This window comes from Acinetobacter sp. ANC_7635 (genome assembly GCF_056779945.1).
On sequence record NZ_JBWYIS010000008.1, the window covers coordinates 1 to 26,369 of the forward strand.

The following is a 26,369-nucleotide window of genomic DNA, read 5'->3' on the forward strand; positions in this document are numbered from 1 at the left end:
CTGACAAAGATGTCTTTTTACATTCTGAAAATGGTTTATTGGCCTTTGGTCCACCCCCTGCGGAAGAAGACCGTGACCCTGAGTTAATTAACGCGGGTAAAGAGTTTGTAACCCTGCTAGAAGGCGGAGCTTTCTTCCATCATGGTGACTCATTTGCCATGATGCGTGGTGGTCACCTAGATATCGCTGTACTCGGTGCTTTCCAAGTCGCTGAAAATGGTGACCTTGCAAACTGGCATACCGGTGCACCTGATGCCATTCCTGCTGTGGGTGGTGCAATGGACTTAGCCGTGGGTGCGAAGAAAGTCTTCATCACCACCGATCATGTCACTAAAAAAGGCGAGCCTAAAATCGTTGCTGAGCTGACTTATCCTGCGACAGGCTTAAAGTGTGTAGATCGTATCTATACTGACCTTTGTGTGATTGATGTGACGGCAGATGGCATGAAAGTGATTGAGAAAGTTGAAGGCTTATCTTTTGAAGAACTTCAATCGATGACGAGTGCCAAACTCATTGATGCGACTCAAGGCTAATTTATCAATCCTCCCTAAATCCCTCCTTTATTAAAGGAGGGATTTAGGGAGGGATTCAAAGATTTAGGACATAAATAAATGAAAAACGCATACATCATTGATGCCATCCGTACGCCTTTTGGTCGTTATGCCGGTGGTTTGGCGCCTGTCCGTGCGGATGACTTAGGTGCAGTGCCATTAAAAGCGTTAATGGAACGTAACCCTTCTGTGAATTGGAATGTCGTCGATGACGTTTTATTTGGCTGTGCCAACCAAGCCGGTGAAGATAATCGTAACGTCGGTCGTATGTCGGCGCTTTTAGCAGGTATCCCTTATACAGTACCTGCAACCACAGTCAACCGTTTATGTGGTTCATCACTCGATACCGTAGCAATGGCCGCGCGTGCCATTAAAGCTGGTGAAGCTGACGTGATTGTGGCAGGTGGTGTTGAATCTATGTCACGTGCCCCATTTGTGATGGGTAAATCTGAGAGTGCATTTGGTCGTAGTCAAAAGATTGAAGACACCACCATGGGCTGGCGTTTTATCAACCCGAAGCTTAAAGAAATGTATGGTGTTGAAACCATGCCGCAAACGGCTGAAAACGTGGCTGAACAGTTCAATATTAGCCGTGCTGATCAAGACCAATTTGCTTTAACCAGCCAACAACGTACGGCTGCTGCACAAGCACGTGGTTTCTTTGATCAAGAAATCGTGCCTGTGACTATTCCACAGCGTAAAGGTGATGCGGTTGTGGTGGCAAAAGATGAACATCCTCGTGCATCAACCACTTTAGAAGCGTTAACCAAGTTAAAACCTGTTGTAAAAACAGACGGCACAGTAACCGCAGGTAATGCATCAGGCATTAACGATGGTGCTGCTGCGATTCTGATTGCGTCTGATGCAGCTGTAGAAAAATATGGTTTAAAACCACGGGCCAAAGTGATTGGTGCAACCACTGTGGGGGTTGAACCTCGCATTATGGGCTTTGGTCCGGCACCTGCGATTAAAAAGTTATTGGCTCAAACAGGTTTAACACTAGAGCAAATGGATGTGATTGAGCTGAACGAAGCGTTTGCAGCACAAGCATTGGCATGTACACGTGACCTAGGTTTAGCCGACGATGATGCGCGTGTAAACCCAAATGGCGGTGCAATTGCACTAGGTCATCCATTGGGTGCATCAGGTGCGCGTTTGGTGACGACTGCTCTCAACCAACTAGAAGCAACTGGTGGCAAATATGCATTGTGCTCTATGTGTATCGGTGTGGGTCAAGGCATCGCTTTAATTATTGAAAAAGTTTAACAGCAATTTTTGGACAGACGCTTTATGGTGAAACACATGATGAAGCGTAATAGGGATAAGTTATGAGTCAGTTATATGGAAGTTTGTTTTATCAGAATGATGTAAATATCATATTTAGTGATGAAGCACTCGTAAAATATATGTTGCGTGCAGAGGTTGCACTGGCTCAAGCTCAAGCTGAAGTTGGTGTTATTCCCTTAATTGCTGCTGAAACGATTCAACGTGTTGCAGCACAAGAAATTCATTCCATTATTAATTTTGATCATTTGGCACAGTCCAGTGGTCTCGCTGGCAATATTGCAATTCCATTCGTAAAGCAATTCACTGCTGCTGTGAAAAAAATCAATGAAGATGCTTCTCGTTATGTGCATTGGGGTGCGACCAGCCAAGATATCATTGATACGGCCTTTATGCTGCAAGCTCAAGATGCGTTACAGCTGATCGAAAAGCAACTTATCCAGGCTATTCAGGCAACTAAAAAACTGACGATTCAATACCGTGATCAGGTGATGATCGGACGTACATGGTTGCAACAAGGTTTACCGCTTACCTTTGGACATAAAACAGCACGGTGGCTCTCTAGTTTAGATCGAGATTTAAAGCGTGTTCAGCAGTTACAGCAACATGTCTTAACAGCGCAGTTAGGTGGTGCGGTAGGTACTTTAGCTTCATTAACTGAATATGGTTCGGCTGTAGTGAGTACCTACGCACAAAAACTTGGTTTAAATACACCCGTATGTACATGGCATGGGGAGCGAGATCGTGTAGCCGAAATTGCACATGTACTTGCAACGATTACAGGAAACTTGGGCAAGATGGCCCGTGACTGGTCACTCATGATGCAAACAGAAATTGCAGAAGTGTTTGAACCGAGTGGTGCTGGGCGTGGAGGGTCATCGACGATGCCTCATAAGCGTAATCCTGTTGCAGCTGCTTCAATTCTAGCCGCTGCAAATCGCGTCCCTGCATTAATGTCAAGTATCTACCAAAGCTTAGTACAAGAACATGAACGAAGTTTAGGTGCATGGCATGCTGAATGGCTAGCGTTACCAGAGTTATTTCAACTGACGGCGGGCAGTTTAAGTAGAGCAATCGATGTATTTACGGGATTAGAAGTAGATCCTGAAAATATGTTCAGAAATTTAGAGTGCACGCAAGGATTAATCATGGCTGAAGCACTGATGATGTCACTCGCACCTCAGATGGGTCGATTGAATGCACATCATCTTGTGGAAGCTGCTTGTAAGCAAGCAGTTGCCGAACAACGACACTTACTCGATGTTGTACAAAATAATCCAGAAATATTAGCTATTTTTGATCTAGATCAACTCCGTCAGATTTTTAATCCGCAACATTATCTAGGAAATACTCAAGCACAAATAGATGCGGTACTAGAGAGCGTTCAAGGAAGTACACCATAATGACATTAATCAATAATCGTAATGGTCAGCAGCTTGCGGTCTATCGTTTTGGTGACGATACAAAACCAAGCATCATTTTTTCAAACTCACTGGGCACTGATCATGGCATGTGGCAAGCCCAAATTGATTATTTTTCCAAAGATTATGATGTGATTTGCTACGACACACGTGGTCATGGAAGAAGTAGTGTCATTGAAAATACCACAATCATTGATTTAGCCAATGATGTCCTTGATGTACTCAATCATTTCTCTATAGAAAAAGCGCATTTTTGTGGTATCTCCATGGGGGGAGTTACTGGGATTCAATTAGGCATAATTGCACCAGAGCGTTTTAACTCTATTACCATTGCAAATTCAGCAGCAAAAATTGGAAATGCCGAGGCATGGTTGAGTCGTGCAGATGCGGTTGAACAAAATGGTTTGGCTGATATCGTCAGTACTACACATACGCGTTGGTTTAGTGAACAATTTGATTATTTACACGATGTGACAGCTCAAAAAACCATTCAGAGTTTGTCTGTCACTCAGCCTAAAGGCTATGCAGCCTCTTGTCGTGCCTTAGCTCAGACGGATTTACGCAATCAACTTGGAAAAATTATTGTGCCTTGTTTGGCATTATGTGGCGGCTTAGATCCTGTGACCACAGTGAATGATGGTGAGTTTTTAAAACAACATATACCTGACTGTCAACTTGCAGTCATAGATGCATCGCATTTATCCAATATTGAGCGACCAGTTGAATTTAACCAAGCATTGCTTGCTTTTATTCAGTCTTAAGCACATCTGAACATCAAATAATTTCAATTTTAAAGAGGAACAACCTCATGAATGATGAAGAACGTTATAAGCAGGGGCTAGAAGTCCGTACTGAAGTCTTGGGTGAAGCCCATGTCGGGCGTTCACTTGAAAATTTAAACGAATTTAATGCTGATTTTCAAAACTTTATTAGTCGTTTTGCATGGGGTGAGGTTTGGTCAAGACCAGGACTGCCAAGACACACACGTAGTTTGGTGACGATTGGAATCTTACTTGCATTGGGGCGTGAAGCAGAGCTCAGAATGCATATTCGTGCTTGTTTCAACAATGGCGTTACCAAAGATGATCTTAAAGAATTATTTTTGCATGCGTCTTTATATGCAGGTCTGCCTGCAGCCAATGCTGCAATGCATATGGCAGAAGAAGTATTTGCAGAGTTAGGCATTTCGCCTGAGAAAATTAAATAAACGGACGATATTTTAAATTGAATAAGGAGAGATTCATGTCTCAAATTCTGATGGGTGCTTATGCACAGCGAAATACAGATGATCATCCACCAGCATATGCACCGGGATATAAAACCAGTGTATTACGTTCCCCGAAAAATGCACTGATTTCGATTGCGCAAACATTAACCGAGGTTACTGCACCTCACTTTAGCGCAGACTTATTGGGTCCTAAAGACAATGATTTAATTTTAAATTATGCAAAAGATGGTTTACCTGTTGGTGAACGCGTCATTATTCATGGTTATTTACGTGATCAATTTGGTCGTCCTGTTAAAAATGCTTTGATTGAAGTATGGCAAGCGAATGCCTCAGGACGTTATCGCCATCCAAATGATCAGTATGTGGGAGCTATGGACCCTAACTTTGGTGGTTGCGGTCGAATGCTCACAGATGAAAATGGATTCTTCATTTTTAGAACGATAAAACCAGGACCTTATCCGTGGCGTAACCGTATCAATGAGTGGCGTCCAGCACATATCCATTTTTCTGTGATGGCAGATGGCTGGGCACAGCGTTTGATTTCCCAGTTTTATTTTGAAGGCGATACATTAATTGATAGCTGTCCAATTTTAAAAACTGTTCCTTCAGAACAACAGCGAAGAGCTTTAATTGCGCTCGAAGACAAGAGCAACTTTATTGAAGCAGATAGTCGTTGCTATCGTTTTGACATTACTTTACGTGGTCGTCGTGCGACATATTTTGAAAATGATTTGACTTGATAGGGAGCATCAGGATGAATGGCTGGAAATTTGAAGAATTACATGAAACACCATCTCAAACAGGTGGTCCATATGTCCATATTGGATTAATGCCTAATCAAGCTGGTATAGAAGTATTTGAGCATAGCTTCAATAATCAAATGGTGAAAGATGGCACTCAAGGTGAACGTATTCGCCTCGAAGGGCAAGTTTTTGACGGTTTGGGTTTACCACTTCGCGATGTACTCGTAGAAATTTGGCAAGCTGATGCCAATGGTGTTTATCCAAGTCAGCAGGATACGCAAGGGAAGCAGCCAGATCCAAACTTTTTAGGTTGGGGTAGAGCGGGTGCGGATTTTGACACTGGCTTTTGGAGCTTCGATACGATCAAACCAGGTGCTGTTCCTGGACGTAAGGGTTCACAGCAAGCACCACATATCGCGCTGGTTATTTTTGCGCGTGGTATCAATTTAGGTTTACATACTCGAGTTTACTTCGAGGATGAAGCTGAAGCGAATGCGAAAGACCCAATTTTGAATGGTATTGAGTGGGCGCCACGTCGTCAAACACTCATTGCTAAGCGTGAAGAGCGTGATGGTCAGATCGTTTATCGTTTCGATATTCGTATTCAAGGTGAAAATGAAACTGTATTCTTTGATATTTAAACTTTGAACAAGAAATTAAAAAGGTCAGTGATTTCACTGACCTTTTGTTGTTTCTATCAATAGATTTTGATGAAATAACTTATCTTAACAATACAAAGTTATATATTCGTGAGCATAAATTATTGAGGCTCTTTTTGTAAAACGACATATGGTGTATTTACTACGGATTTTTGTTTTAACTTATAGATGATGAAAATGGCAATAGCTGCTATAACAAATGCAAAACCAAAATTTCCGTACAATTCTAAAGGTGAGTTCCCTAGGTCTAAAAAGTATCCCGCAATGATTGGAGAGAAAATACCACCAAAACGACCAACACCAGTTGCAATCCCCACGCCTGTTGATCGTACATCTGCCTCATAGAGCTGTGTAGAAATGGCATAGATTCCAGCTAAACAGCCATTAATAAAAAATCCTAGCGTTGTGGCAACGATGATTAATATATTTAAATTATCTGTATTGTTCACAAACAATAAAATACATACGTACGTGAGGATTAAAAAGGCAATTTGATTGATGTATACGCTGACTTTAGAACTAAGAACACCAATGATAAAACTACCTAAAATACCACCCACGCTGATCATCATGGCAGTTTTAATAGATAATGAGTTATCTAGACCAGAACTATTGAGAATTTTAGGAGTCCAGCCCATCACGAAATAAAAACCAAAAAGAATAAAGAATATAGAAACCCATAATACAAGGGATTTAACTAAATACTTGTGGTTAAATATTTCTACGTAAGAAGACTTTTGATTTTCTTTGTATGCTTTAGGGAGTGCGAGAATTGGTTTTTTATGCATTTTAGAGAAAATTTGATTCAATTTTTCCAAAGCATGTTTTGGTTGTTTTATTAATAAATAATCGATCGATTCTGGTAAAAATTTCAATGAGCAAAGAAAAGCAAATGTAGTAACGAATCCACCAATTAGAAATACTTGTCTCCAACCGATACTTTCTAAGCTATATACAGCAAGTAGTGCTCCGCTAATTGCTCCAATCCCATAACCAGCAGATAATATACCAACACTAAAACTTTTATATTTAGTCGGAGAATATTCACTGGCCAAAATCATAGCACTGATTTGAACACCACCAATACCAACACCAGTGAAAAATCTGCACAGAACCAATTGCTTAAAATCGGTGGCAAATGCAGATGCAAACATGCTCAGACCACAGATTAATAGACAAAGGTTAATTAAATTACGTCTACCGATTTTATCTGCGAGAGGTGCAAGTAAAAATGAACAGACGGTCATACCAATTAAACCAGCACTAATTAAAGTTCCTATATTAGTACCAGTTAATGAAAACTCATTGGCAACTGAACTTGCCAAATAAGCCATTATCATGAAATCGAATCCGTCGATAATGTATAAAATAAAACAGAAAAAAACGACAAATTTTTGATATAAACTTATTTTGTCGTTGTCGACACAGTCCTTTAATTTTAAGATATCCATTCTTTTTTTAATCCTTATAGAACCATAAATGCAGCACTGGTTTTTGCCACTAGCTTTCCATGCTGCCAAGCTTCACTTTCAATGCTTAAAATTTTACGTCCTTCTTTAATGAACCACGCTTTTGCCAATACTTCACCAACTTCACATGGTCTCAGGAAATCAATTGTTAAATTAATTGTGGCAGCTGGTTTTTCTGTTTGATTTAAGGCAGCTAAAATTCCCATTGCATCGTCAAGCATGGCACAGATCATGCCTCCTTCAACACTTCCCCTAGGATTAGTAAAACTTTCAAGAGCAGTATATTGAACTGAAATTTCTCGCTTTTCCTTGTCCCAGTGAAGTTGATGACCACCCAATAAATGATGAATAGGGGGTAAATTAGATAAAACTTGTTCGTCCATTGAAAAGTACTCCTTTTAATATTTATTTCACTGAAAATGCATCATAGATCACGGCTTTTCCGAGACGCATTGCACTTCCAACTGCAATTGTCTGATTTAACCATGCATATTTTTCTGAGCTAGTTTCAAACTGCATGGTTAACTTGAAGTAATATTGAGTGGGATTAACATCTTCGCCACGACTTAATTGTTCTAGTACTTGTGGTGAAGCATGGCGATAACCTTTAGTTTGTAAATAAATCAGAGCACCATCATCAGTTTCTAATAAATAGCGCGTATCTATATATGCCAAACCTTTGCTATCGACCTTTTGCCAATCTGCACCATTGTTAAGAATACGCCCCTTCAAACTTGGTCCAGAAAAAGTTCCTCCAGTGATTGGGATAATGCGTCTTTGCCCTAAATCTGAAGTTTTACCTAGTTCCCAAACTTGGGCTGTGAGTTCAACATTGAATGTCGCAAGGGGTTCAAGTTTTATGGGTTGTGGTGAATATTGGGTATTTGCCAAACTTAATGCACTGGTGGTATAGACCAATAAGCCGATTAAATATTTCATACTTATTATCCTTAGAGAGGGTAGGGTTCCTCAGTAAAGAACCCTTTTGTTATTATTTAAATTTCCACGTGTAATCAATATTGATACGAGTTTCATTGGCTGGCTTAATATTGGCGGTAATTGGCATATCATTATCGTAGATCGCGTAACGCGCGCGTAAACCTAAATTTTTTAGTGGGCCATTTTGAAATATGTAAGCTAGATCAAAATCCAATTCATCTTCCGAAAAATCTGTACCACCCAACTGTGGTGCGTAAATATTGCTACCATGGGTATAGCGGGTCATAAAACGAAGACCTGGGATATAGTCTTTAAAATCGTATTCATAACGCAGGCTATAAACACGCTCTTTCGCATTCAAAAACTCACCAGTCCAAGTATCAATTGCTAGTCCAGTTTCTCCTCCAGTTAAGTACGGAAAAGCAGTATCTCCAAAGTGGTGAAATGTAGAAAAGATAAACTTATGGTTTTGGTGTTGAAGTTCTGAATGGCTATGAAGTAAATTATTGTCAACTAAACCCGCTTTAGCAGTCCCATCTTCATCGCTAATGTAGTAACGCAACTGTGTTGTAAAAGTGGATTGATTAGAGATTGGATATTTATAGGTTATGCCTAACAACGATTGGCGATATAAGTCGTTAACATCCATATGAAATGCAGTCAACCGCAATGGATTATGAGTCAAGTCATAATGTCCACCTAAGTAATACAAATAATCTGTTTCTTCAGAAATATAACGACCATTTACTCCAGAGATTTTTATAGCTTCATAATTTGTAGAATCACGTTGATTGACTTCATCAATATAGGATGCTTGGAGATCCAGACCTTGAATATCTTTAGATTGAACTGCAACACCTCGATACGTTTGAGGTAAAAGTCGTGCTGGAGAGCCGACTAAAACAGGAGTCATGGGTTGAAGAGTCCCTATACGTACCTCGGTTTCAGAAACTTTAGCTTTTAAAGTGACTCCAACTTCACCATATTGATCTGCAGGCTCATTGGTTTCCAAGGAACGAATTAAGTTTCCTGTACCTCCATATTTAGCATCAGCATCCAGTTTAAAACCTGCAGTCGCTAATAGATCTAAACCAAAACCAATCGTTCCATCGGTGAATCCAGATTGCGCTTTAAAGATAAATCCTTGTGTCCAGTCTCTTAATGCGGGGTATCTATTCTCAACTTTAAAGTCACGGTCAAAGTAGAAGTTACGTGCAGTTAATTCGACTTTACTTTGGTCGATAAAATTATTTGCAAATACTGGAGCGGTACATAATAGAAGTGGTGTGATCCATAATTTTTTCATCTTTATTTCATCCTGAAATAGTATTAATACATAGAGGTAATCTTTGTGTTATTTTCCTAAAAGTTCTCTTGCAACGATTTCTTTCATAATTTCATTGGTTCCCCCATAAATTTTTTGAACACGTGCATCGACATAAAATCGAGATATTGGATATTCCCGCATGTATCCATATCCCCCGAACAATTGCAGAAGTTGATCAATGACTTCACATTGGGTATCAGTGATGAAGCATTTCAATGCCGCAACTTCGCTTACATCTAATACTCCCTGTTGATAAAGCGACTTACATTTTTCGACAAAGGCTTCGGCTGCTAGAGTTTTAATTTTGGCTTGAGCGATTACAAAACGAGTATTTTGAAATTGTGCAATTGATTGTCCAAAAGCTTTACGTTCGAGGACATATTCTTGAGTAATTTCTAAAGCACCTTGCAAAGCGCCTAATGCCATGAGAGAAATACTCAAACGCTCACGTGGAAGTTCTTGCATGAGATAGCTAAAGCCTTGACCTTCCTGACCTAATAATTGGTCTTTAGGAACTCTGACTTGGTCAAAAAATAATTCGGCAGTGTCTTGAGATTGAAGTCCAATTTTTTTTAGACCACGACCTTTTTTTACTCCATCTAAATGAGCATCCACCAATAAAATCGAAATACCTTTAGCTCTTGCTTGAGGATCAGTTTTAGCAACTAAAACTATGAGATCTGCATGTTGACCATTCGATATAAACGTTTTTGAGCCATTTACCACATAATGATCGCCATCTAATAAGGCTTGAGTGCGGATGGCTTGTAGGTCTGAACCTGCATTGGCTTCAGTCATTGCAATAGCTGTAACAACTTCACCGGATACCATTTTAGGTAACCAATATTGTTTTTGATCTTCACTTCCAATATTCTGGATATAGGGTGAAACAAGTTCACTCTGACCACCGATTGCAACGGCTAACGCAGAGAAGCCCGCTCGAGCAGTTTCTTGAACGATCATTTGTGAATAATATATCGGTGCGCCGTAACCTCCATATTGTTCAGGCACATCGACGCATAAAAATCCATTTTGTCCAAGTTGATCCCAAACTTGTCGAGGCATGAGTCCTTGCTCTTCCCATGACTCATAATATGGGGCGACAAACTCTGCTAGGAAGCGTCGATAATTGTCCCGAAACAGCTCAAAATCACTATCTTTCTGCATAGCGTTATCCTAATTTTGAATGCAACTGTCTAAGCAGCGTTTGACTAAACGCTGCTGAATAAAAAAGTTGAGTTAATTTCTAAGGGTTGGAATGCGAATAATGAGTGGATTATTGATGTTTTTTTCGTATAACTCTTCCACCATTGCTATGCGACGTTTCAAGATACCACTTTGATTGAGATTGCCTTTATCAGTGGTTTCTCCTGCATCAAGAAGTGGAGGTTCAATCATGAGATAAAGCATCGAAACGGTATTTGAACTACCTGTCGCATCTTTGTTGAAATCAATTAAAAACTGCTTGAACCACTGTTGAACTTTAGGGTGTAGAAGCACCTCTTTAGCACCAACTAGACTTAAATCTAATCCTGCATACTCAGCACAATCTGCAATTTTGGGAAATATTAAAAATCCAATCGCACTTAAATTAGAACCAGTAATACAAACATCTTGAATAAATCGATTACCTGTAATGAGAACTTTATTGCGTAAAGTTCCAACATTGACAAAGGTACCTGTATTTAACTTAAAATCTTCAGCTATACGGCCATCATACATGAGTCCCTGACTCGGGTCGGATGGATCCACTAACTTCACAGCATCCCCGGTGCGATAAAAGCCTTCATCATCAAAGATGTCAGCTTGTTGTGCCATAGGTAGACGCCAGTAATGTTTCATGACATTTTTACCACGAACACAAAACTCAAGTTTGTCACCATAAGGAACTAATTTCACTTCACAACCTGGAGCTGGATATCCAATGAACCCAGCCATTACTTTGGGACCAGTTGTAAACACACATGATGGTGCAGTCTCAGTCATCCCCAAACCGCTCATGATACGAATACGTTCTCCACAGTGTGACTGCGCGATTTGGTCAAGTCTGTTCCAACCAGCTTCTGATAGTGCAGCACCAGCAAAAAACAAAATTTTAACTCGACTAAAAAATTTTTCACGTAACTCAGCATCTTGTTCAAGTGCTACGGTTATTTCTTCCCATCCTTTAGGAACGTTTAAATACACAGTAGGTGCAATTTCCTTAAGATTCCTGATGGTTTCTTGCATCTTTCCTGGAACTGGCTTGCCGTCATCAATATAAATTGTGCCGCCGTTATATAGTGCGATTCCTACATTATGACTGCCACCAAAAGTATGATGCCATGCTAACCAATCAACTAATACTGGGGGGGTCTCTTCAAACTCAGGGAAGGTCTGAAGCAGCATCTGTTGATTGGTACATAGCATTAGATGCGTTGTAGGTACCGCTTTCGGCATTTTAGTTGAGCCAGATGTAAATAGAAATTTCGCTATTTGATGTTCATCAATGGTCTCATAATGATCTTTAATATCACTAATTTCAGAGCAGAGGAGTGAAGAGAAAGCAAGGCAATTTTTCTCACCAAATTTTCCAGAATTCGTAACGATCACAATATCATCTGTATCACAGCAATGTTCAATCGCTTTAGCAAAAGCTTGACCATCATTAGCAAAAACCAAACCTGGTGTTAGAACATCAAACACATGTTTGAGCTTGCCAAAATCCTTAGAAATAAGTGAATAGGCAGGAGAAATTGCAGAGAATGGAATTCCTGCAAGCATTGCTCCCATTGACAAAGTAAGATGCTCTAGATCATTTCCAGATAGAATGACAATAGGACGTTCAGTTGAAAGATGTGAATATTGTTTCAAACTTTGTGCAATACGCCATGCTCGATCTAATGTTTCTGCGTATGTAAGCTTAATCCATTCATCATCATGACCACGTTTTGCTGCGAATACACGATCGGGATGTGTTTGAGCATATTGAATTAAACGGTCAGTAATTTTTTGTGGGTATGGTTTAAGTTGTTCTTTTGGGGAAATATACAAAGTGCTATTTTTAGATTGAAACTCAATCTCGTGACTGCCTAATTTAACAAATCGCTCAGGATATTTATGCGTATGAACCGTCATATTCGACATTGTTTTCACTCCATGTATTTTTAGCTATTCTTTTCCAACGAAAAGAGCTGACTTCATGTCAACTCTTTGAAATATTCGTTAAATAGGGTAGTGACGAGTTTTGGTTTGCATGGTGATCCAACGCAGCTCAGTGAACTCTGCAACTGAGACTTTACTCCCAAATCGTCCATAACCACTTTGTTTCACGCCACCAAAAGGCATTTGCGCTTCATCATGAACGGTTGCACCATTAATATGACAAATACCTGATTCGATACGTTTAGCAACATCTAGAGCTAGGGATAAATCTTGACTAAAAACTGCTGCAGATAATCCAAATTCTGAGTCATTTGCTAAATCGATTGCTTCATCAACAGTTTTAAAACGTTGAACGGTGCACACAGGACCAAAAGACTCTTCGGCATAAATCTGCATATCTTTTGTGACGTCAACTACGATAGTAGGTTGCATCATAGCACCATCAATGCTTAAACCTAGTGGTAAATATGCACCTTTTTCACGTGCATCTTCAATTAAAGTTTTGATTCTTGTTGCAGCTTTTAAACTTTCTAGAACGCCCAGGGGTTCTTGACTCTCAAGTGGATTTCCTGCTCTGATATTCTGAACTTTATTGATCAATTTTTCGATGAATTGGTCTGCAATTTTTTCATCCACAAGAACACGCTCTGTCGACATACAGATCTGTCCCTGATTGAAAAAAGCGCCGAAACTGATGGCATTAACGGCTTCGTCCAGGTCCGCTTGCTCCAATACAATGACCGGTGCTTTGCCACCAAGTTCCAGCAACACTGGTTTGAGGTATTTCGCTGCAGTTTGTGCAATTATTCGTCCTACATGCGTTGAACCTGTAAAATTAATTCTTTTAGTCAATGGATGACTGATTAAACGCTCTACAATCTGTGGAGCATCTTGCGGAGCATGAGTAATGACATTGACAACACCATCGCCAATACCTGCTTCATGAAGTACTTCCCCAATTAATCGATGTGTTGCAGGGCAAGCTTCAGATGCTTTAAGTACGACTGTATTCCCACAAGCCAGAGGCATCGCTAAGGCACGAGTGGCTAAGATAACAGGAGCATTCCACGGCGCCATACCAACGATGACACCACATGGAACGCGAACACCCATAGCGATATTGCCAGGAACATCTGATGGAATAATATTTCCATCAATTTGTGTAGTCATGGCTGCCGCTTCTCTCAGCATATTGGCAGCAAGATGGACATTAAAGCCATACCACGTCGCAGTTGAACCTATTTCATGTATTGCAGTTTGAATAAACTGTTCAGTTTTTTGATCCATCAAATCTGCAGCTTTAAGCAATTTTAAACGTCGGTCTGTTGGTGATAGAACAGACCAAGTTTTGAATGCTTCATGCGCTGACTCAATTGCACGATCAACATCGCTTAAAGTCGCTGCTGCACTCGTTGATGCGATTGAGCCATTAATTGGACTGATTCTTTGAAAAGTTTGTCCTGAACTTGCTGCAACAGATTGGCCGTGAATAAGTAACTGTACGTTTTGCATGGTGAATGTTTCCTTACATGTCCATCATGACGAAAAAAGTAGATTCTGCTTAAGCAGGACGTTTATAAGTTTGAAGACCTGGTTTGATTGTTTTGTCATCCAAGAATTGCTTCATACCTTGTGCACGACCACCTTCATCATCACGGTAGTTGCATTGATCCAGTTTGGCGTATAAGTAATCTTCGTTTTGCTCCCAAGTCAGCTCACGACAGCGCTTAAAACCATTCTTCGCTGTACGCAGTACAACTGGATTCTTTTCAAGCAAATTATTTGCCAATTCAGTTACTTCTGCACGTAATTGAGCAAGTGGAACACTCTTGTTCACTAAGCCCATATTTGCAGCTTCAACACCAGAGAAGGTTTTGCCTGTCATGATGTAGTACATAGAAGCACGATGACCGACTGTATCAGCCATAGCTTTGCTCACTAAGTTACCTGGAGGAATTCCCCAATTCACTTCAGACAAGCCAAATGTAGCTTCATCTGCTGCAATGGCTAGATCACATGCGACTAGTGGTGAGAATCCACCACCGAAGCACCAGCCGTTTACCATTGCAATCGTTGGTTTTGAATAAAAACGAAGTAAATGCCATTGCCAACGTGATGCATCACGACGAATTCGCTCTTGGAAAATTTCTGGCTGGCTGTCAACCTCACGGAAGTACTCTTTCAAGTCCATACCTGCTGTCCAAGAATCCCCAGCACCAGTGAGTACCAAAACACCTGCTTCTGGATCGAGTTCAAGCGTTTCAAGTACATCAATCATTTCTTTATTTAAGGTTGGACTCATCGCATTTTTCTTTTCTGGGCGATTTAAAGTGACCCAAGCAATGCCAGCTTCAACTTTTACATCTACAGTGGACCAGCGATTTTGATAAGACATGATAAGCTCCTTAGTGTTTGTTTTATGTCCTGTTGGAATTAAGATAATATCAGTTAAACTTACATACAAGTGTTTTTTTGAATTTTTTATAAAATTTTTATAATCTATTGATATTTAATAAAATAGTATTTTAAATGAATTTTATTTAAAAAAAAATATTGATTATTTTATAAGTTTAGGTGATATTTTTTGAGTTGCCTGGACGGAGGCAATACATAGGATGTGTATTTTTTTAAAAGTATTTTAAAAGCTCTAAAAGGGACAATAAAAAATGGAACAAAGTGTAAGTAGTAAGACTAAAGCTACGCTTACACTCGTACTGTGTTTCGCTATCGCTGTATTTGAAGGTTTCGATCTTCAATCAATGGGCGTAGCAGCACCACGGATGCGAGCAGAGTTTGGCTTAGATAATACTCAAATGGCATGGGCATTTAGCGCGGCAATCTTGGGTACTTTACCTGGTGCATTATTAGGAGGTCGTTTCGCTGATAAAATTGGGCGTAAGGCAGTTCTATTGACCAGTATTTTAATTTTTGGAGTGATGTCAGTTCTAACGGCATATGCTTCTGATTATACACTGCTTTTAATCATTCGTTTCTTAACTGGCTTAGGGATGGGTGGCGCTTTACCAATGATGATCACCATGGCATCTGAGGCAGTATCAGAGAAACATAAAGGCATTGCAGTCAGTATTATGTATAGCGGTATTCCATTTGGTGGAATGTTGACATCATTCGTGGCAATGGGTTTAGCTGGTGATGCGCAATGGAGACATATCTTCTACATTGGTGGCTTCGCTCCAATTCTTTTAATCCCTTTGCTAATGAAGTATTTGCCGGAGTCTAAAGACTATTTAACAGCGACGAAGAATAAAACTTCTACCCCATTCTTTGAAGTGTTGTTTGCAAAAGAACGGCGTTTTTCCACGATTCAAATTTGGATCAGTTTTTTCTTTACGTTAGTTGTTTTATATTTTTTACTCAACTGGTTGCCACTATTGATGGGTGCACAAGGTTTAGGAAAAACAGAAGCGAACTATGTTCAAATTGGTTACAACATCGGTGGTATCTTCGGGTCGATTCTCATGGGAACTTTACTTGATAAGATTCGCATGAGTACTGTAATTAAATTTATATATATTGGCATCTTGTTATCACTGTGCTGTCTTGCAATCTCTCCAACTGTTGCTTTACTTGTATTGTCTGCTGTGGGTTGTGGTCTATTTATTGTAGGTGGCCAATCAGCGCTCTATGGATTGGCAGCGATGTTCTATCCAACAGAAATGCGTGGCACGGGTGTAGGCGCTGCAGTCGCAGTAGGGCGTATAGGATCATTTGCAGGGCCCCTATTTGCTGGCATGCTACTGTCGTTAGGTTCTAGTTCAGCAATGGTCATTGGTGCAAGTATTCCCCTGATTTTATTTGCAGCTGTTGCGGCATTAATGCTTGTACGCAAGCCACGAGCAGAGCAGTCTGATGCTGTTCTAAATATAACTACACGTTAAACATATGTTAAAAGTATGATTACGACAGTAGTCATACTTTTGTTCATCTATTAAGGAATATAAAATGTCAGAAGTTAATCATTCGATTCCGACACTGAGCTATATAATTGCAAGGGTTGATCGTATTGTGAGTAAACTGTTAACTGAACGTTTAAAAGACTTAGATATCACCTTATCTCAGTTTACAGCATTGTCAGTTATCGCTGCGAAAGGCAATCTATCTAATGCAAAACTTGCAGAACGTTCATTTATTAAACCGCAATCTACCAATAAAATTCTACAAGATTTACAAAACCAGGATTGGATCAGTAGAGCTTCAGATCCCTCACATGGACGAAGAATTTTAATTAATGTAACGCCTAAAGGATTTGAAAAACTCGAACAATGTCGAAACATTGTTAATGAGATAGAACAAAAAATGTTAGATGGGGTAGATATCCATTTAGCTTATTTAATTCGAAACAATCTAGAGTTAATGGCAACCAATCTTCAAAAAATAAATATTGATGATACGAACTCATAATCACCTCAGTTATCAAAAATAGAATAGTGAATTTCCGGCCTAAAAGAGTCCTTTAAGTCAACAGAGATTGATATTCCAAATCTGACTCGTTAGGATCAATCATGATCAAAAAAATTGAGTAGTTATATGTCTTCAGGGCAGCAAGTGTTAATTGAACTTCGAAAAATGATTATTTCTGGGGAGATTGCAGGAGGTTCTCGTTTGGCTGAAATTCCGACTGCTGAAATGCTAGGTGTATCGCGTCAACCTATTCGAATGGCTTTTCGGCTTTTAGAGCAAGAAGGCTTACTCGTTAAAAATCCAACTCGAGGCTATACTGTTCGAGAAATTTCATCCAAATTAGTTCATGATGCGTTGCATGTACGTGGCGTTTTAGAAGGTCTTGCTGCAAAAACGCTTGCTGAAAAAGGCATGACGTTAGATCAACATCAAACACTTTTGAATTGTATTACGCAAATTGATTCCATATTCAATAAACCAGAATTAACAAGCGATGATTTAGAAACCTACCATCATTACAACACTATTTTTCACAATACTATTATTCAAGGCTCGGATAATGTCGCAATTGTGCAAGCACTCAGTAAAAACAATCAGTTACCTATGGCATCTGCACAAGCACTGACTTATGATAAAAATAATGCGCTGTCTGAAATTCGTCGTTTGCAATATGCGCATATCCAACACTGCTCAATATTCAATGCATTAAAGCAACAAGACTCAGCACGCGCTGAAAGTTTAATGCGTGAGCATAGTCATGTGGTTACTTTAGGGGAGACTATGCGTTCAATATTTCATACAGATGGGTCTATATAAAAAACCCTTCAATTAATGAAGGGCTACACTTGAAAATCTATCGATCCAAATTAAACATCAATGATAATTCGTTGAGATTTGGCTCTTGAGCAACAAGGTGTGAATTGATCATTTGCAGCTTGTTCCTCTTCAGTTAAATACATATCTCTGTGATCAATTTCACCTTCAACTACATCTACTAAGCAAGTGCCACAAATACCTTGTTCACAAGATAAAGGGATACAGATTCCAGCATGTTCTAAAGCTTGTGCTGCAGATTGATCAGCTGCGACATGAATACGTTGCCCTGTTTTTAAAATCTCAATTTCAAAACTGCCATCTTGACTGGTATCAATAGCTTGTGCGCTGAAATGCTCTTTATGTACTTGATGACTAGGCCAAGAGAGCGTATCTGCGGTATGGATCACATAGTTCATAAAACCATCTGGGCCACATACATAAATATGATGATCGATATGAGGAGAGGCAAAGACTGTATTCAAAAGAATATGTGTTTCAGGTTCATCATCAATATGGATGTGGACGGAATCTCCTAGAGCCTCTAAATCTTGTTGGAATGCAATAGAAGCTCTCGTTTTCACAAAATACAGTAATTGGAAGGGCTGATTATTGCGTTTAAGCTCTTTAGCCATTGCTAAGATAGGAGTGATACCGATTCCACCTGCACACAAATATGCATATTCTGTCTCAGGAACCAAGGCAAACAAATTTCGTGGTTCACTAATCTTGAGCTGCTGACCCTCACGAAGTTGTTCATGAATAAATTTAGAACCACCACGTGATAAAGGATCATTCAGGACACCAATGACGTAACGGTGCTGCTCTGAACTACAATTTGCCAAAGAATACTGTCTAATTAATTGATTACCTAAGTGCACATCAATATGTGCACCGGCTTGAAAAGCTGGTAATAATTCACCATGGGTGTTTACCAGTTCGAAAGATAAAATGTGTTCATTATGACGATAAATCTTCTGAATAGTCACATCCATGTGAGTATCGCTCCTTGGTAAAATGAAAAACTGATAAAATGTGGGTTTACTTTAAATAACATTCAAAGTTGTAATTTTCTGCTCATCATTCGTTTGCTCTAAGCTGATCAAGCGGTCAATTACTTTTCGAGATTGAACACCGCCTGCATCAATATTCAGCATTAGCAATTTACGATCAGGATGTCTCAATAAATTCTGTTGCTGTTGTTCAAGCATATCTAAATCTTCCGAGAAAATTTTGCCCTGTCCCTCACGAATTTGGTTAGTTAATTCGATGTTGTCGGGTTGGAAGTGTCGAGCCATTCCCCAGAAATACCAGTGAGACGTTTCCGTTTCGGGGGTAATAAAATCCACAACGATTGAAGACACTTTTTTATTTTCCGGTGCGTTGTAACCACCATGGCCTGCGTGGGCAACACCAACTTCAATATGAACATTGCTAGGTGCATGAAAGTGACAAATTTGCCAACGGTCTACTAGGACATCTGCAGCGAGATTATTACCTTTTAGAGCCATTTGCCAAAATGGAGGTGCATAAATGTTTTCCATATGACGTTCAGTCACAACGTGGTCACCATCAACACGAGTGGTTGGTGCAGCTTCATCGATTTCTTTTTGACCAATGCTGTTTGCATGAACATATGTTTCATGGGTGAGATCCATTAAGTTATCAATCATCAAGCGGTAATCACAGTTGATGTGGAATAGTCCACCACCATAGGCCCATTCTGGATTTTCAGCCCACTCTAAAGTTGGGAGTTGATCTTCACTTGCAAGCGATTGGTCTCCTGGCCATACCCAAATAAAGCCAAATTTTTCAATTGCGCGATAGCTTTTATTGCAAGGAAAGCCACGTACACGTTGCCCAGGCATTGAAACCGTTTTGCCGTCACATCCCATCACTAACCCATGATAACCACAGACCAGTTGACCATCTTCAACAAAGCCTAATGACAAAGGTGCACCGCGATGTGGGCAAAAATCTTCAACGGCATGTATTTGGTTTTCTTTTCCACGATAAAAAACCATTTTTTCACCGCAAATTTGTCTTCCTAGAGGCTTATCTTGTACTTCTTCAGGTCGTGCCGCCACATACCAAGCATTTTTTACAAACATGAGTTGATCTCCTTATCAATTGGATCCAATAATTCTATTTTATAGATAAAAAGTCAATAATAATCTTTAAAAATAAATATTTTGGATCCATTTTTGAGAGGGCATTTAAATAATAATTATTTTTGAGCAAAAATGATGGCAAATCACCATCCAAGAATATGGCGAAATCCATTCATTGTCAGAGAGGGGACGAGGGTTAATTCATTAAACAAAAAATACTTAAACTTGATGGATTATTGGGATTTTATTTTTAGCTTCATTAGAAAATTAAAATTGACCTAATTTTTTCATTTGACGACGACGTCTCGTGAGCCCCAAGATTTCTTGGCGATCTTGAATTTCTTGAGCAGGATAAGGAAGCGTCTGTTGCAATGCTTCGAGTTGAAGATGACTGTTTTCAATGAGGAAGCAATCATGCTCAACTGGCCATGCACTGGTAATGGGTTTGCGTTTACGGGAATAGTTCATGGTTAAATTATAAAATTTGAGAAAAGAATAGTGTAGATGCGTATCAAGTTAAACGACAAAAAATGTCGTAATGATTTAGAACACTAAGATTTTAAACCCTATTTTAATGAGAATCTTTCAACGTACTTTTAAGTCATATTAATTGAATAAAATTACCTAGATTTACACGGTTTACATAACATGTGGATTTTGAAATGAGTTGTTACGTTTCGTGCCATCCCTCTACTGGTTTTTAAGTTAATATTTTAAAAGTTAAAACTTAATAACACCAAGAAAATTAACAATAAAAATAAAGAAATAATCATTTCTGTAATGAACGATTCAATGAATAATCATCGGAATGAGTAAAAAATATGATGCTAATCGTGGTGTGTTTTGCTTTGGTCAGTTGCTATGCCGTATGGCGACTATTATTACAACCTAAATTGATTATGGGGAATACGCAGAGGCACTTTGATTTAACAAAACTCCTCAAGCCTACTGATCTCAGCCAGCCGGCGCGCTTGGTGTATGATACGGATTCTGTCGAAGATATTCGTATGTTTGATGAGGTTGCTAAATTACTGTTTGAGAAACGTGTAAATCATCGTGATATCAAGTTTGCTCAGCAAATTCAATATGAGTTTTTGAACAAGATGCCATCACGAACTTTATGTCAGATCAATCAATTTGATTTAGGTGAGTGGTCGATTTTATGGGAATATCGCAATCAATCTCTTGAATACTATGTGAGTCAATATGGCATCATGTATCGACATACTGACGCACAAGGGGTAGAGCATCAATCTGACTTCATTCAGTAATTTAGAATTTAATCATTAACTAAATTGAGATAATTTTGGAGCATGTCATCCCAAATTTTCTCTGCGCCTTTTTTGAAATATCCCATGTGTCCAATTGCAGGCATTTGATACTGTTTGGCTGTGATATCAATGTAGCGCATATCAGCAGAACGATAATGTTGCATAAAGGCTTGCCTCGAATTTGGGAGAGCCCAATCATCATCTAATGCTGAAACAGCATAAATTTTGGTTTTAACACTTGCATATTGTGCTTTTAAATCTTGTTGCTCGGGGTCAGCGAAAAAATATAACGGATTTTTGCACCAACGACGCCACTGTTGATATACCCCTAAAGGCAGATCAGAGCCCATATTGAATTTACTCCAAGGTAAATAACCTGTGACTGCGACAATGGGTGGAAACACAATACTCCACATCACGGATACTTTGAATCTTTCTTTGAACGGCATATATCCTGCCCAACCTGCACCTGTACCGTAGCAACACATGGCACTGACTTGATGATGATTAGGGGTAAGTCCCAAGGCTTGACCACCATAAGAGTGCGCAGTCACAAATAAGGGGAAAGTATCGCTAGAAAAGTATTCAATGGCACCAGCGAGATCAAGTTTCCCCCAATCCAAATAACTCATTTTAAAACCTTTGAGTTGTGCTGGAGATGATGCCCCCACACCACGATAATCAAAGGTTAGCACTTCAAAACCACGTTCTGCAGCATACTCTGCAAATCTGCGATAAAAAGGTTGGGGAACCGCTGTCGCTGAAGCCACAATAATACGTGCAACAGTCTTCACACCAGATGATAGGTAGCGAGTGCCAGTGAGCATATAGTTATCTAAGGCAGGAAACTGAACTTGAGTTTTATTGATGCTTCTTGGCATCTGGTTCACATTTGGAATGGCTTGCATGTCTATATTTCCCGATATTGAACTATTGACCCTTAAAGCGAGGTTGACGTTTTTCGCTCATTGCTCGCATACCTTCGACTGCATCTTCAGATTGTATTAGTGGAAGAAGATGAGTCTTTAACTGATTAAAAGCGTACTGCTCATCATGTGAAATCGCTTCGTGAGCAGCCGTCAAGGTGGCTTGAACAGCGAGTGGAGCAGCTGAAGCGATGGATTCGGCAAGTTCAATGGCACGGTCAAGCGGATCTTGTTCTGTTACTTCAGTAATCAAATGAAGTCGAAATGCAGTTGCAGCATCAAAAAAATCCCCCGTCAATAAGTAGCGCATTGCATTAGACCAACCTGCAGTTTTAACGAAGCGTGAAGTTGCTCCGCCAAAGGGGAGGATGCCACGTTGCACTTCAAGTTGAGTAAATTGGGTATTTTGATGGGCAATACAGATATCGGCATTCAACATCAGTTCGATTCCAGCAGTAAAACAATACCCCTTCACAGCGACAACGACTGGTTTTTTTCGTTTACGACCAGTCGTGCCCCATGGGTTAATCAAGTTCATATCTTCCGAAAATATACCATCTGACATACGCGGCTGAAGCTCAACCAGATCTAATCCTGCCGTAAAGTGCTCTCCATGTGCATAAATCACAGCACAGCGTAAATCAGACTGGTCTTCATAGGTGGTAAGTGCTTGTGAAAGTTCATCAATCATATGACTGTCGAATGCATTGCGCTTCGCAGCACGGTTTAAACCAATCAACATCAGATGATTGCGAATTTCAATGGTTATTCTGGTCGTTTGAGTTGTATTCATCATTATTATTTTCCATTGAGGATATTCTATTTTTAGAGGAGTTTAATGGTTAGGTCAAAACTGTGCAGTTCAAATTGAACAGCGCTAAGTCGTGTTCGTTAAGAATCATGTATGGTGCCATTCAATATGCGTTAGGATAGGCGTATCAAATAAACCACGATCATTTTACGTAGTGTATGAGCCTATTAGAAATTATTTCAGTATTGATTAGTGTATTGGGTGTAACCCTCACTATTCGCCGTAATATTTGGTGTTGGCCTGTGAATCTCGTGGCTTATGGCTTATATGCAAAGTTATTTTATGATTATCAACTCTATGGTGAAACGATATTGCAATGCGTGTTTATCGGTTTAGGTGTGTATGGGTGGTGGATATGGAAAGCTCAGTTTAAACAACAAGAGCAACTTGCCATCAATCGTATTCAAGGGTTGAGAATTATCAAACATGTGTTTTTTACAATGTTGGCAGGATTTATTTTTGGTTTAGGTCTGGATTATTTTACGGATGCTTCCATTCCTTATTTAGATGCTCAATTGGCAAGTTTAAGTCTGCTCATTACATATTGGACGTCAAAACGATATTTGGAAATTTGGCCTGCTTGGATCGCGGTGGATATCATCTATGTCATGATGTTTATGTATAAAGATCTATATTTGACGGCTGGGCTTTATACCGCATTTACTGTTTTAGCATTCTTAGGTTATCTTCAGTGGAAGAAAAAATATCAACTTCAACAGTAAACCGTCTACTCAATCTAAAGCATTTGCATCCATGGACATTGATTTGAATGATTCGATCTGCAAAATAAAGAAGATCGACGTAACAATAAAATTGAATTTAACCAGTAGACTTTAAATGTATGATTATCCACTTTTGGGAAGCTCGATTTCTGCAATTTGTAAAATCATTACAACAGCATCCTCACCGTTATCTTAATTTTGAATCCGTTGCCGATTTTTATCAAAGTCAGTGGTTAAAAACGCTTCCTCCTCATACTGAATATTTTTGTACTGGATTAGACGATGGTGCAGAGCAGTTTGATATTTTGATTCAATATTTGCATCATCGAGTCAGTATTCACATTGCACAAGAAATTAAAGTTATTTATCGAGAACTCGATCTCTAAGAGTTCTAAGAGTTAGGAGTGTGCTTAGCAATTTTTAGCTGAGTCAAATTAAAATGCTTGAGCGTATCCTTAGCTGGATTTAAGCAAAAAAAGCTTTAAAAAAAAATAGAATAAATGGTAAAAAAACCTTGATAAATCCTAATCTTAAGGTTAGATTGTGATAATAAGTGCAATTATAATAAAAAATATGTGATTTTATTCACTATATTTTGTAGGGGTGAAATAGATTTAATGATTACAGAGTTAAATGAAAATATAGTTTATTTTGATGAGCTGTTTCAATTGAGTTAGTTCATTATGTTAAGACTATTCAATCGAATTTTTCGCCCCTATACACTTCATTCATTTATGAATCAAAGTGTGTTGATGAATTGGAGTAACTTAAATAAATGTATTCTGGTCATGGTATTGGGCGGGCTTGCACATATCACCTGGATTACATGGTATTTATTTTCATTTCATCATCCTGCATTACATCATTGGCTCAATCCTGATTATTATTATTTTCACCTATCACGGATGTTGCTGTGCTGTGTATTACAGTTTTTGCTGATCATTCCTTGTGTCATATGGCGTCATAAAGAATGGGTGAGACAATATTTACCTTACTTTATTATTTTGGTATTTTCCGTAAGCTTTATTTATGGTGGCTATTCGGTTGGTATCAGTAGTCCTGCTACCGTTGCGGGATTTATCAGTATTTTAACAGTTGGTCTGGTTTTATTTGAACGCAAGATTGTATATCTGCTTTTTTTACCAGTCACTGTATATATGCTCATTGCAATTGTCAGTAGTGCATTGGGTTACATGACCTACGCACCGGTCTTTAGTGATCAGCTCAATTATTCAGTCATGGTATTTAATGAATTCTGGGTTTATTCACAACTTTATTTTTACGTGCCTATTTTTTTTGCGACTTTTGTATTGTTTGAGATTTTGTTGACGCAATGGAGAAATCGAGAAAAACAAATTAATTTAATGAGTCAAATGGACCCGCTTACGGGGATTTATAACCGTCGAAAAATAGGTTTAGAACTCAATGAAATTCAATTACAAGAACGAAAATTTGCTCTCATTCTGTTAGATCTTGATCATTTTAAGAGTATTAATGATAACTATGGTCATGATATCGGAGACAACGTCTTAAAGCGTGTTGCCAATGTACTACGTCAAAATATACGTGATACAGATATTGTCGGGCGATTTGGTGGTGAAGAGTTTGTGATGCTGTTGCAGAATAAAAACCTCAGAGCTGCGATGGAGGTCGCAGAGCGGTGTCGCAAAGAAATTGAAAATGAGCTCTTTTATATCGATGAACGTACGACGATCAGAGTGACAGCAAGCTTTGGTATAGCCATTTCTGAATTTAATTTAAATAAAGAAGCGGTGATTCGTCATGCAGATCAAGCATTATATCTGGCAAAAAAACGTGGTCGTAATCAGGTTAGACACTACTACGAACTTCAGGATGCTGATGTCATACAAAAAAGTGAAACTTGAGCCGTAAAATTATCAGGTCACAAATTCGTCATTTAAATCAGTTTTACTTCATCTTGAAATGCTTTAAGATTGGTTGACTATTAATCAAATATTTGATTTAAAAATTTAAAAAATTATGAAGATCAAATTCTTATCATAATTGAGATGAACGTATTATGACGATACTACCCGTTGCTCAAAAAGGTGAAGTGATCCTTGAATTGGTTGCATCGCCGGTAAGTGAACTTGAGTTTAGTAGTAGCTGGTTAACGCATCTGGTTGAAGCAATGAATTTTACGATGCAACAGCGCAATGGTGTCGATATTGCTGCGCCACAAGTTTATGTCTCTAAAAGGATTATTATCGTCGCTTCAAAACCCAATATACGGTATCCCGATGCGCCTGAGATGGAGCCTATTTACATGATTAATCCAGAAATATTGGAGCGTTCTGATCATGTTGTTTTAGGAGAAGAGGGATGTTTAAGTGTAGAGAATCGACGTGCGGAAGTAGCTCGAGCTTCATCAATCCGTGTCCGTTATCGTAATATGCAAGGACAGGAAATTACTGAGACTTTTTCAGGATTCCCTGCACGAATTATTCAACACGAAATTGACCATCTTGATGGGATCTTGTTTGTAGAGCGAGTTCACGCTGCTTAAA

The 26,369-nt window shown here is 39.1% G+C and carries 28 protein-coding genes; 15 read left to right on the forward strand and 13 right to left on the reverse strand.

Translation table 11 applies throughout. The annotated features are described in order from the left end of the window. From AC1M89_RS09695 to pcaG, 7 genes are all read left to right on the forward strand, one after another. On the forward strand, nucleotides 1-533 hold a 533-nt coding region (locus AC1M89_RS09695), incomplete at its 5' end, for a CoA-transferase (RefSeq protein WP_481614150.1). Nucleotides 534-611: 78 nt separating this feature from the next. Next, nucleotides 612-1,817 carry a 3-oxoadipyl-CoA thiolase gene (gene pcaF / locus AC1M89_RS09700; RefSeq protein WP_481614151.1) on the forward strand — a complete coding sequence of 402 codons (1,206 nt, stop codon included), beginning with the start codon at nucleotides 612-614 and terminating at the stop codon, nucleotides 1,815-1,817. 62 nt (nucleotides 1,818-1,879) lie between these two features. Further along, nucleotides 1,880-3,238: a 3-carboxy-cis,cis-muconate cycloisomerase gene (pcaB, locus tag AC1M89_RS09705; protein ID WP_481592528.1), complete on the forward strand. Its 1,359-nt coding sequence runs from the start codon at nucleotides 1,880-1,882 to the stop codon at nucleotides 3,236-3,238. After that, nucleotides 3,235-4,017, forward strand: a complete 783-nt coding sequence (gene pcaD, locus AC1M89_RS09710; RefSeq protein ID WP_171076801.1) for a 3-oxoadipate enol-lactonase — start codon at nucleotides 3,235-3,237, stop codon at nucleotides 4,015-4,017. The genes pcaB and pcaD overlap by 4 nt, the downstream gene beginning before the upstream one ends. Nucleotides 4,018-4,064: 47 nt before the next feature. After that, complete coding sequence (gene pcaC / locus AC1M89_RS09715; protein WP_035269644.1) at nucleotides 4,065-4,463, forward strand: 4-carboxymuconolactone decarboxylase; 399 nt, start codon at nucleotides 4,065-4,067, stop codon at nucleotides 4,461-4,463. A 35-nt stretch (nucleotides 4,464-4,498) separates the two neighbouring features. Further along, on the forward strand, nucleotides 4,499-5,224 hold the full coding sequence (gene pcaH / locus AC1M89_RS09720; protein ID WP_092766916.1) for a protocatechuate 3,4-dioxygenase subunit beta: 726 nt from the start codon (nucleotides 4,499-4,501) through the stop codon (nucleotides 5,222-5,224). Nucleotides 5,225-5,238: 14 nt separating this feature from the next. Continuing rightward, nucleotides 5,239-5,868: a protocatechuate 3,4-dioxygenase subunit alpha gene (pcaG, locus tag AC1M89_RS09725; protein WP_092766915.1), complete on the forward strand. Its 630-nt coding sequence runs from the start codon at nucleotides 5,239-5,241 to the stop codon at nucleotides 5,866-5,868. A gap of 119 nt (nucleotides 5,869-5,987) precedes the next feature. Here the strand turns inward: pcaG and AC1M89_RS09730 are convergent, their stop codons facing one another. The 8 genes from AC1M89_RS09730 to AC1M89_RS09765 form a co-directional block, all read right to left on the reverse strand. Further along, entirely contained in the window at nucleotides 5,988-7,337 is a 1,350-nt protein-coding gene (locus AC1M89_RS09730; protein WP_481614152.1) for an MFS transporter, read from the reverse strand. A gap of 14 nt (nucleotides 7,338-7,351) precedes the next feature. Continuing rightward, the gene (locus AC1M89_RS09735; RefSeq protein WP_481614153.1) at nucleotides 7,352-7,738 is read right to left on the reverse strand and encodes a PaaI family thioesterase; all 387 of its coding nucleotides are present in this window, start codon (nucleotides 7,736-7,738) and stop codon (nucleotides 7,352-7,354) included. 22 nt (nucleotides 7,739-7,760) lie between these two features. Beyond that, nucleotides 7,761-8,294 carry a DUF3237 domain-containing protein gene (locus AC1M89_RS09740; RefSeq protein WP_481614154.1) on the reverse strand — a complete coding sequence of 178 codons (534 nt, stop codon included), beginning with the start codon at nucleotides 8,292-8,294 and terminating at the stop codon, nucleotides 7,761-7,763. A 52-nt stretch (nucleotides 8,295-8,346) separates the two neighbouring features. Then, on the reverse strand, nucleotides 8,347-9,600 hold the full coding sequence (locus tag AC1M89_RS09745) for an OprD family outer membrane porin (protein ID WP_481614155.1): 1,254 nt from the start codon (nucleotides 9,598-9,600) through the stop codon (nucleotides 8,347-8,349). Between the two features lie 48 nt (nucleotides 9,601-9,648). Further along, complete coding sequence (locus AC1M89_RS09750) at nucleotides 9,649-10,788, reverse strand: acyl-CoA dehydrogenase family protein (RefSeq protein ID WP_035270077.1); 1,140 nt, start codon at nucleotides 10,786-10,788, stop codon at nucleotides 9,649-9,651. Nucleotides 10,789-10,860: 72 nt separating this feature from the next. Then, nucleotides 10,861-12,747 (reverse strand): feruloyl-CoA synthase, encoded by a 1,887-nt coding sequence (locus tag AC1M89_RS09755; protein WP_481614156.1) that lies wholly within the window; start codon nucleotides 12,745-12,747, stop codon nucleotides 10,861-10,863. A gap of 78 nt (nucleotides 12,748-12,825) precedes the next feature. Then, on the reverse strand, nucleotides 12,826-14,277 hold the full coding sequence (locus AC1M89_RS09760; protein ID WP_481614157.1) for an aldehyde dehydrogenase: 1,452 nt from the start codon (nucleotides 14,275-14,277) through the stop codon (nucleotides 12,826-12,828). A 49-nt stretch (nucleotides 14,278-14,326) separates the two neighbouring features. Next, on the reverse strand, nucleotides 14,327-15,160 hold the full coding sequence (locus AC1M89_RS09765; protein ID WP_035270071.1) for a p-hydroxycinnamoyl CoA hydratase/lyase: 834 nt from the start codon (nucleotides 15,158-15,160) through the stop codon (nucleotides 14,327-14,329). Between the two features lie 271 nt (nucleotides 15,161-15,431). On the opposite strand from AC1M89_RS09765, the gene mhpT reads away from it, so the two are divergent. The 3 genes from mhpT (at nucleotide 15,432) to AC1M89_RS09780 (ending at nucleotide 18,003) form a co-directional block, all read left to right on the forward strand. Beyond that, entirely contained in the window at nucleotides 15,432-16,664 is a 1,233-nt protein-coding gene (mhpT, locus tag AC1M89_RS09770; protein ID WP_092766908.1) for a 3-(3-hydroxy-phenyl)propionate transporter MhpT, read from the forward strand. Nucleotides 16,665-16,728: 64 nt separating this feature from the next. Beyond that, a complete protein-coding gene (locus AC1M89_RS09775; RefSeq protein WP_092766907.1) occupies nucleotides 16,729-17,187 on the forward strand; it encodes a MarR family winged helix-turn-helix transcriptional regulator in 459 nt (152 codons plus the stop codon). A 126-nt stretch (nucleotides 17,188-17,313) separates the two neighbouring features. Continuing rightward, nucleotides 17,314-18,003, forward strand: coding sequence for a GntR family transcriptional regulator (locus AC1M89_RS09780; protein ID WP_035269117.1), 690 nt, complete (start codon nucleotides 17,314-17,316; stop codon nucleotides 18,001-18,003). A 50-nt stretch (nucleotides 18,004-18,053) separates the two neighbouring features. Here the strand turns inward: AC1M89_RS09780 and AC1M89_RS09785 are convergent, their stop codons facing one another. The 3 genes from AC1M89_RS09785 to AC1M89_RS09795 form a co-directional block, all read right to left on the reverse strand. Beyond that, entirely contained in the window at nucleotides 18,054-18,995 is a 942-nt protein-coding gene (locus AC1M89_RS09785) for a PDR/VanB family oxidoreductase (protein WP_481595800.1), read from the reverse strand. A 51-nt stretch (nucleotides 18,996-19,046) separates the two neighbouring features. After that, a complete protein-coding gene (locus AC1M89_RS09790; RefSeq protein WP_481614158.1) occupies nucleotides 19,047-20,111 on the reverse strand; it encodes an aromatic ring-hydroxylating dioxygenase subunit alpha in 1,065 nt (354 codons plus the stop codon). 267 nt (nucleotides 20,112-20,378) lie between these two features. Further along, nucleotides 20,379-20,579: an acyl-CoA thioesterase gene (locus AC1M89_RS09795; protein WP_481614159.1), complete on the reverse strand. Its 201-nt coding sequence runs from the start codon at nucleotides 20,577-20,579 to the stop codon at nucleotides 20,379-20,381. A gap of 353 nt (nucleotides 20,580-20,932) precedes the next feature. Between AC1M89_RS09795 and AC1M89_RS09800 the strand changes: the two genes are divergently transcribed. Next, nucleotides 20,933-21,382 (forward strand): hypothetical protein, encoded by a 450-nt coding sequence (locus AC1M89_RS09800; RefSeq protein WP_051586611.1) that lies wholly within the window; start codon nucleotides 20,933-20,935, stop codon nucleotides 21,380-21,382. Nucleotides 21,383-21,390: 8 nt separating this feature from the next. On the opposite strand, the gene AC1M89_RS09805 is transcribed toward AC1M89_RS09800, so the two are convergent. Then, the gene (locus AC1M89_RS09805) at nucleotides 21,391-22,290 is read right to left on the reverse strand and encodes an alpha/beta hydrolase family protein (RefSeq protein WP_481607520.1); all 900 of its coding nucleotides are present in this window, start codon (nucleotides 22,288-22,290) and stop codon (nucleotides 21,391-21,393) included. Nucleotides 22,291-22,312: 22 nt separating this feature from the next. After that, nucleotides 22,313-23,104 (reverse strand): crotonase/enoyl-CoA hydratase family protein, encoded by a 792-nt coding sequence (locus AC1M89_RS09810; RefSeq protein WP_481593925.1) that lies wholly within the window; start codon nucleotides 23,102-23,104, stop codon nucleotides 22,313-22,315. A gap of 173 nt (nucleotides 23,105-23,277) precedes the next feature. On the opposite strand from AC1M89_RS09810, the gene pnuC reads away from it, so the two are divergent. From pnuC to def, 4 genes are all read left to right on the forward strand, one after another. Beyond that, on the forward strand, nucleotides 23,278-23,841 hold the full coding sequence (gene pnuC, locus AC1M89_RS09815) for a nicotinamide riboside transporter PnuC (protein WP_481614160.1): 564 nt from the start codon (nucleotides 23,278-23,280) through the stop codon (nucleotides 23,839-23,841). Between the two features lie 119 nt (nucleotides 23,842-23,960). Further along, the gene (locus AC1M89_RS09820) at nucleotides 23,961-24,227 is read left to right on the forward strand and encodes a hypothetical protein (RefSeq protein WP_481591919.1); all 267 of its coding nucleotides are present in this window, start codon (nucleotides 23,961-23,963) and stop codon (nucleotides 24,225-24,227) included. Nucleotides 24,228-24,593: 366 nt separating this feature from the next. After that, nucleotides 24,594-25,727, forward strand: a complete 1,134-nt coding sequence (locus AC1M89_RS09825) for a GGDEF domain-containing protein (RefSeq protein ID WP_481586539.1) — start codon at nucleotides 24,594-24,596, stop codon at nucleotides 25,725-25,727. Between the two features lie 152 nt (nucleotides 25,728-25,879). Next, nucleotides 25,880-26,368, forward strand: coding sequence for a peptide deformylase (gene def, locus AC1M89_RS09830; RefSeq protein WP_481614190.1), 489 nt, complete (start codon nucleotides 25,880-25,882; stop codon nucleotides 26,366-26,368). Nucleotide 26,369 lies beyond the last annotated feature (1 nt).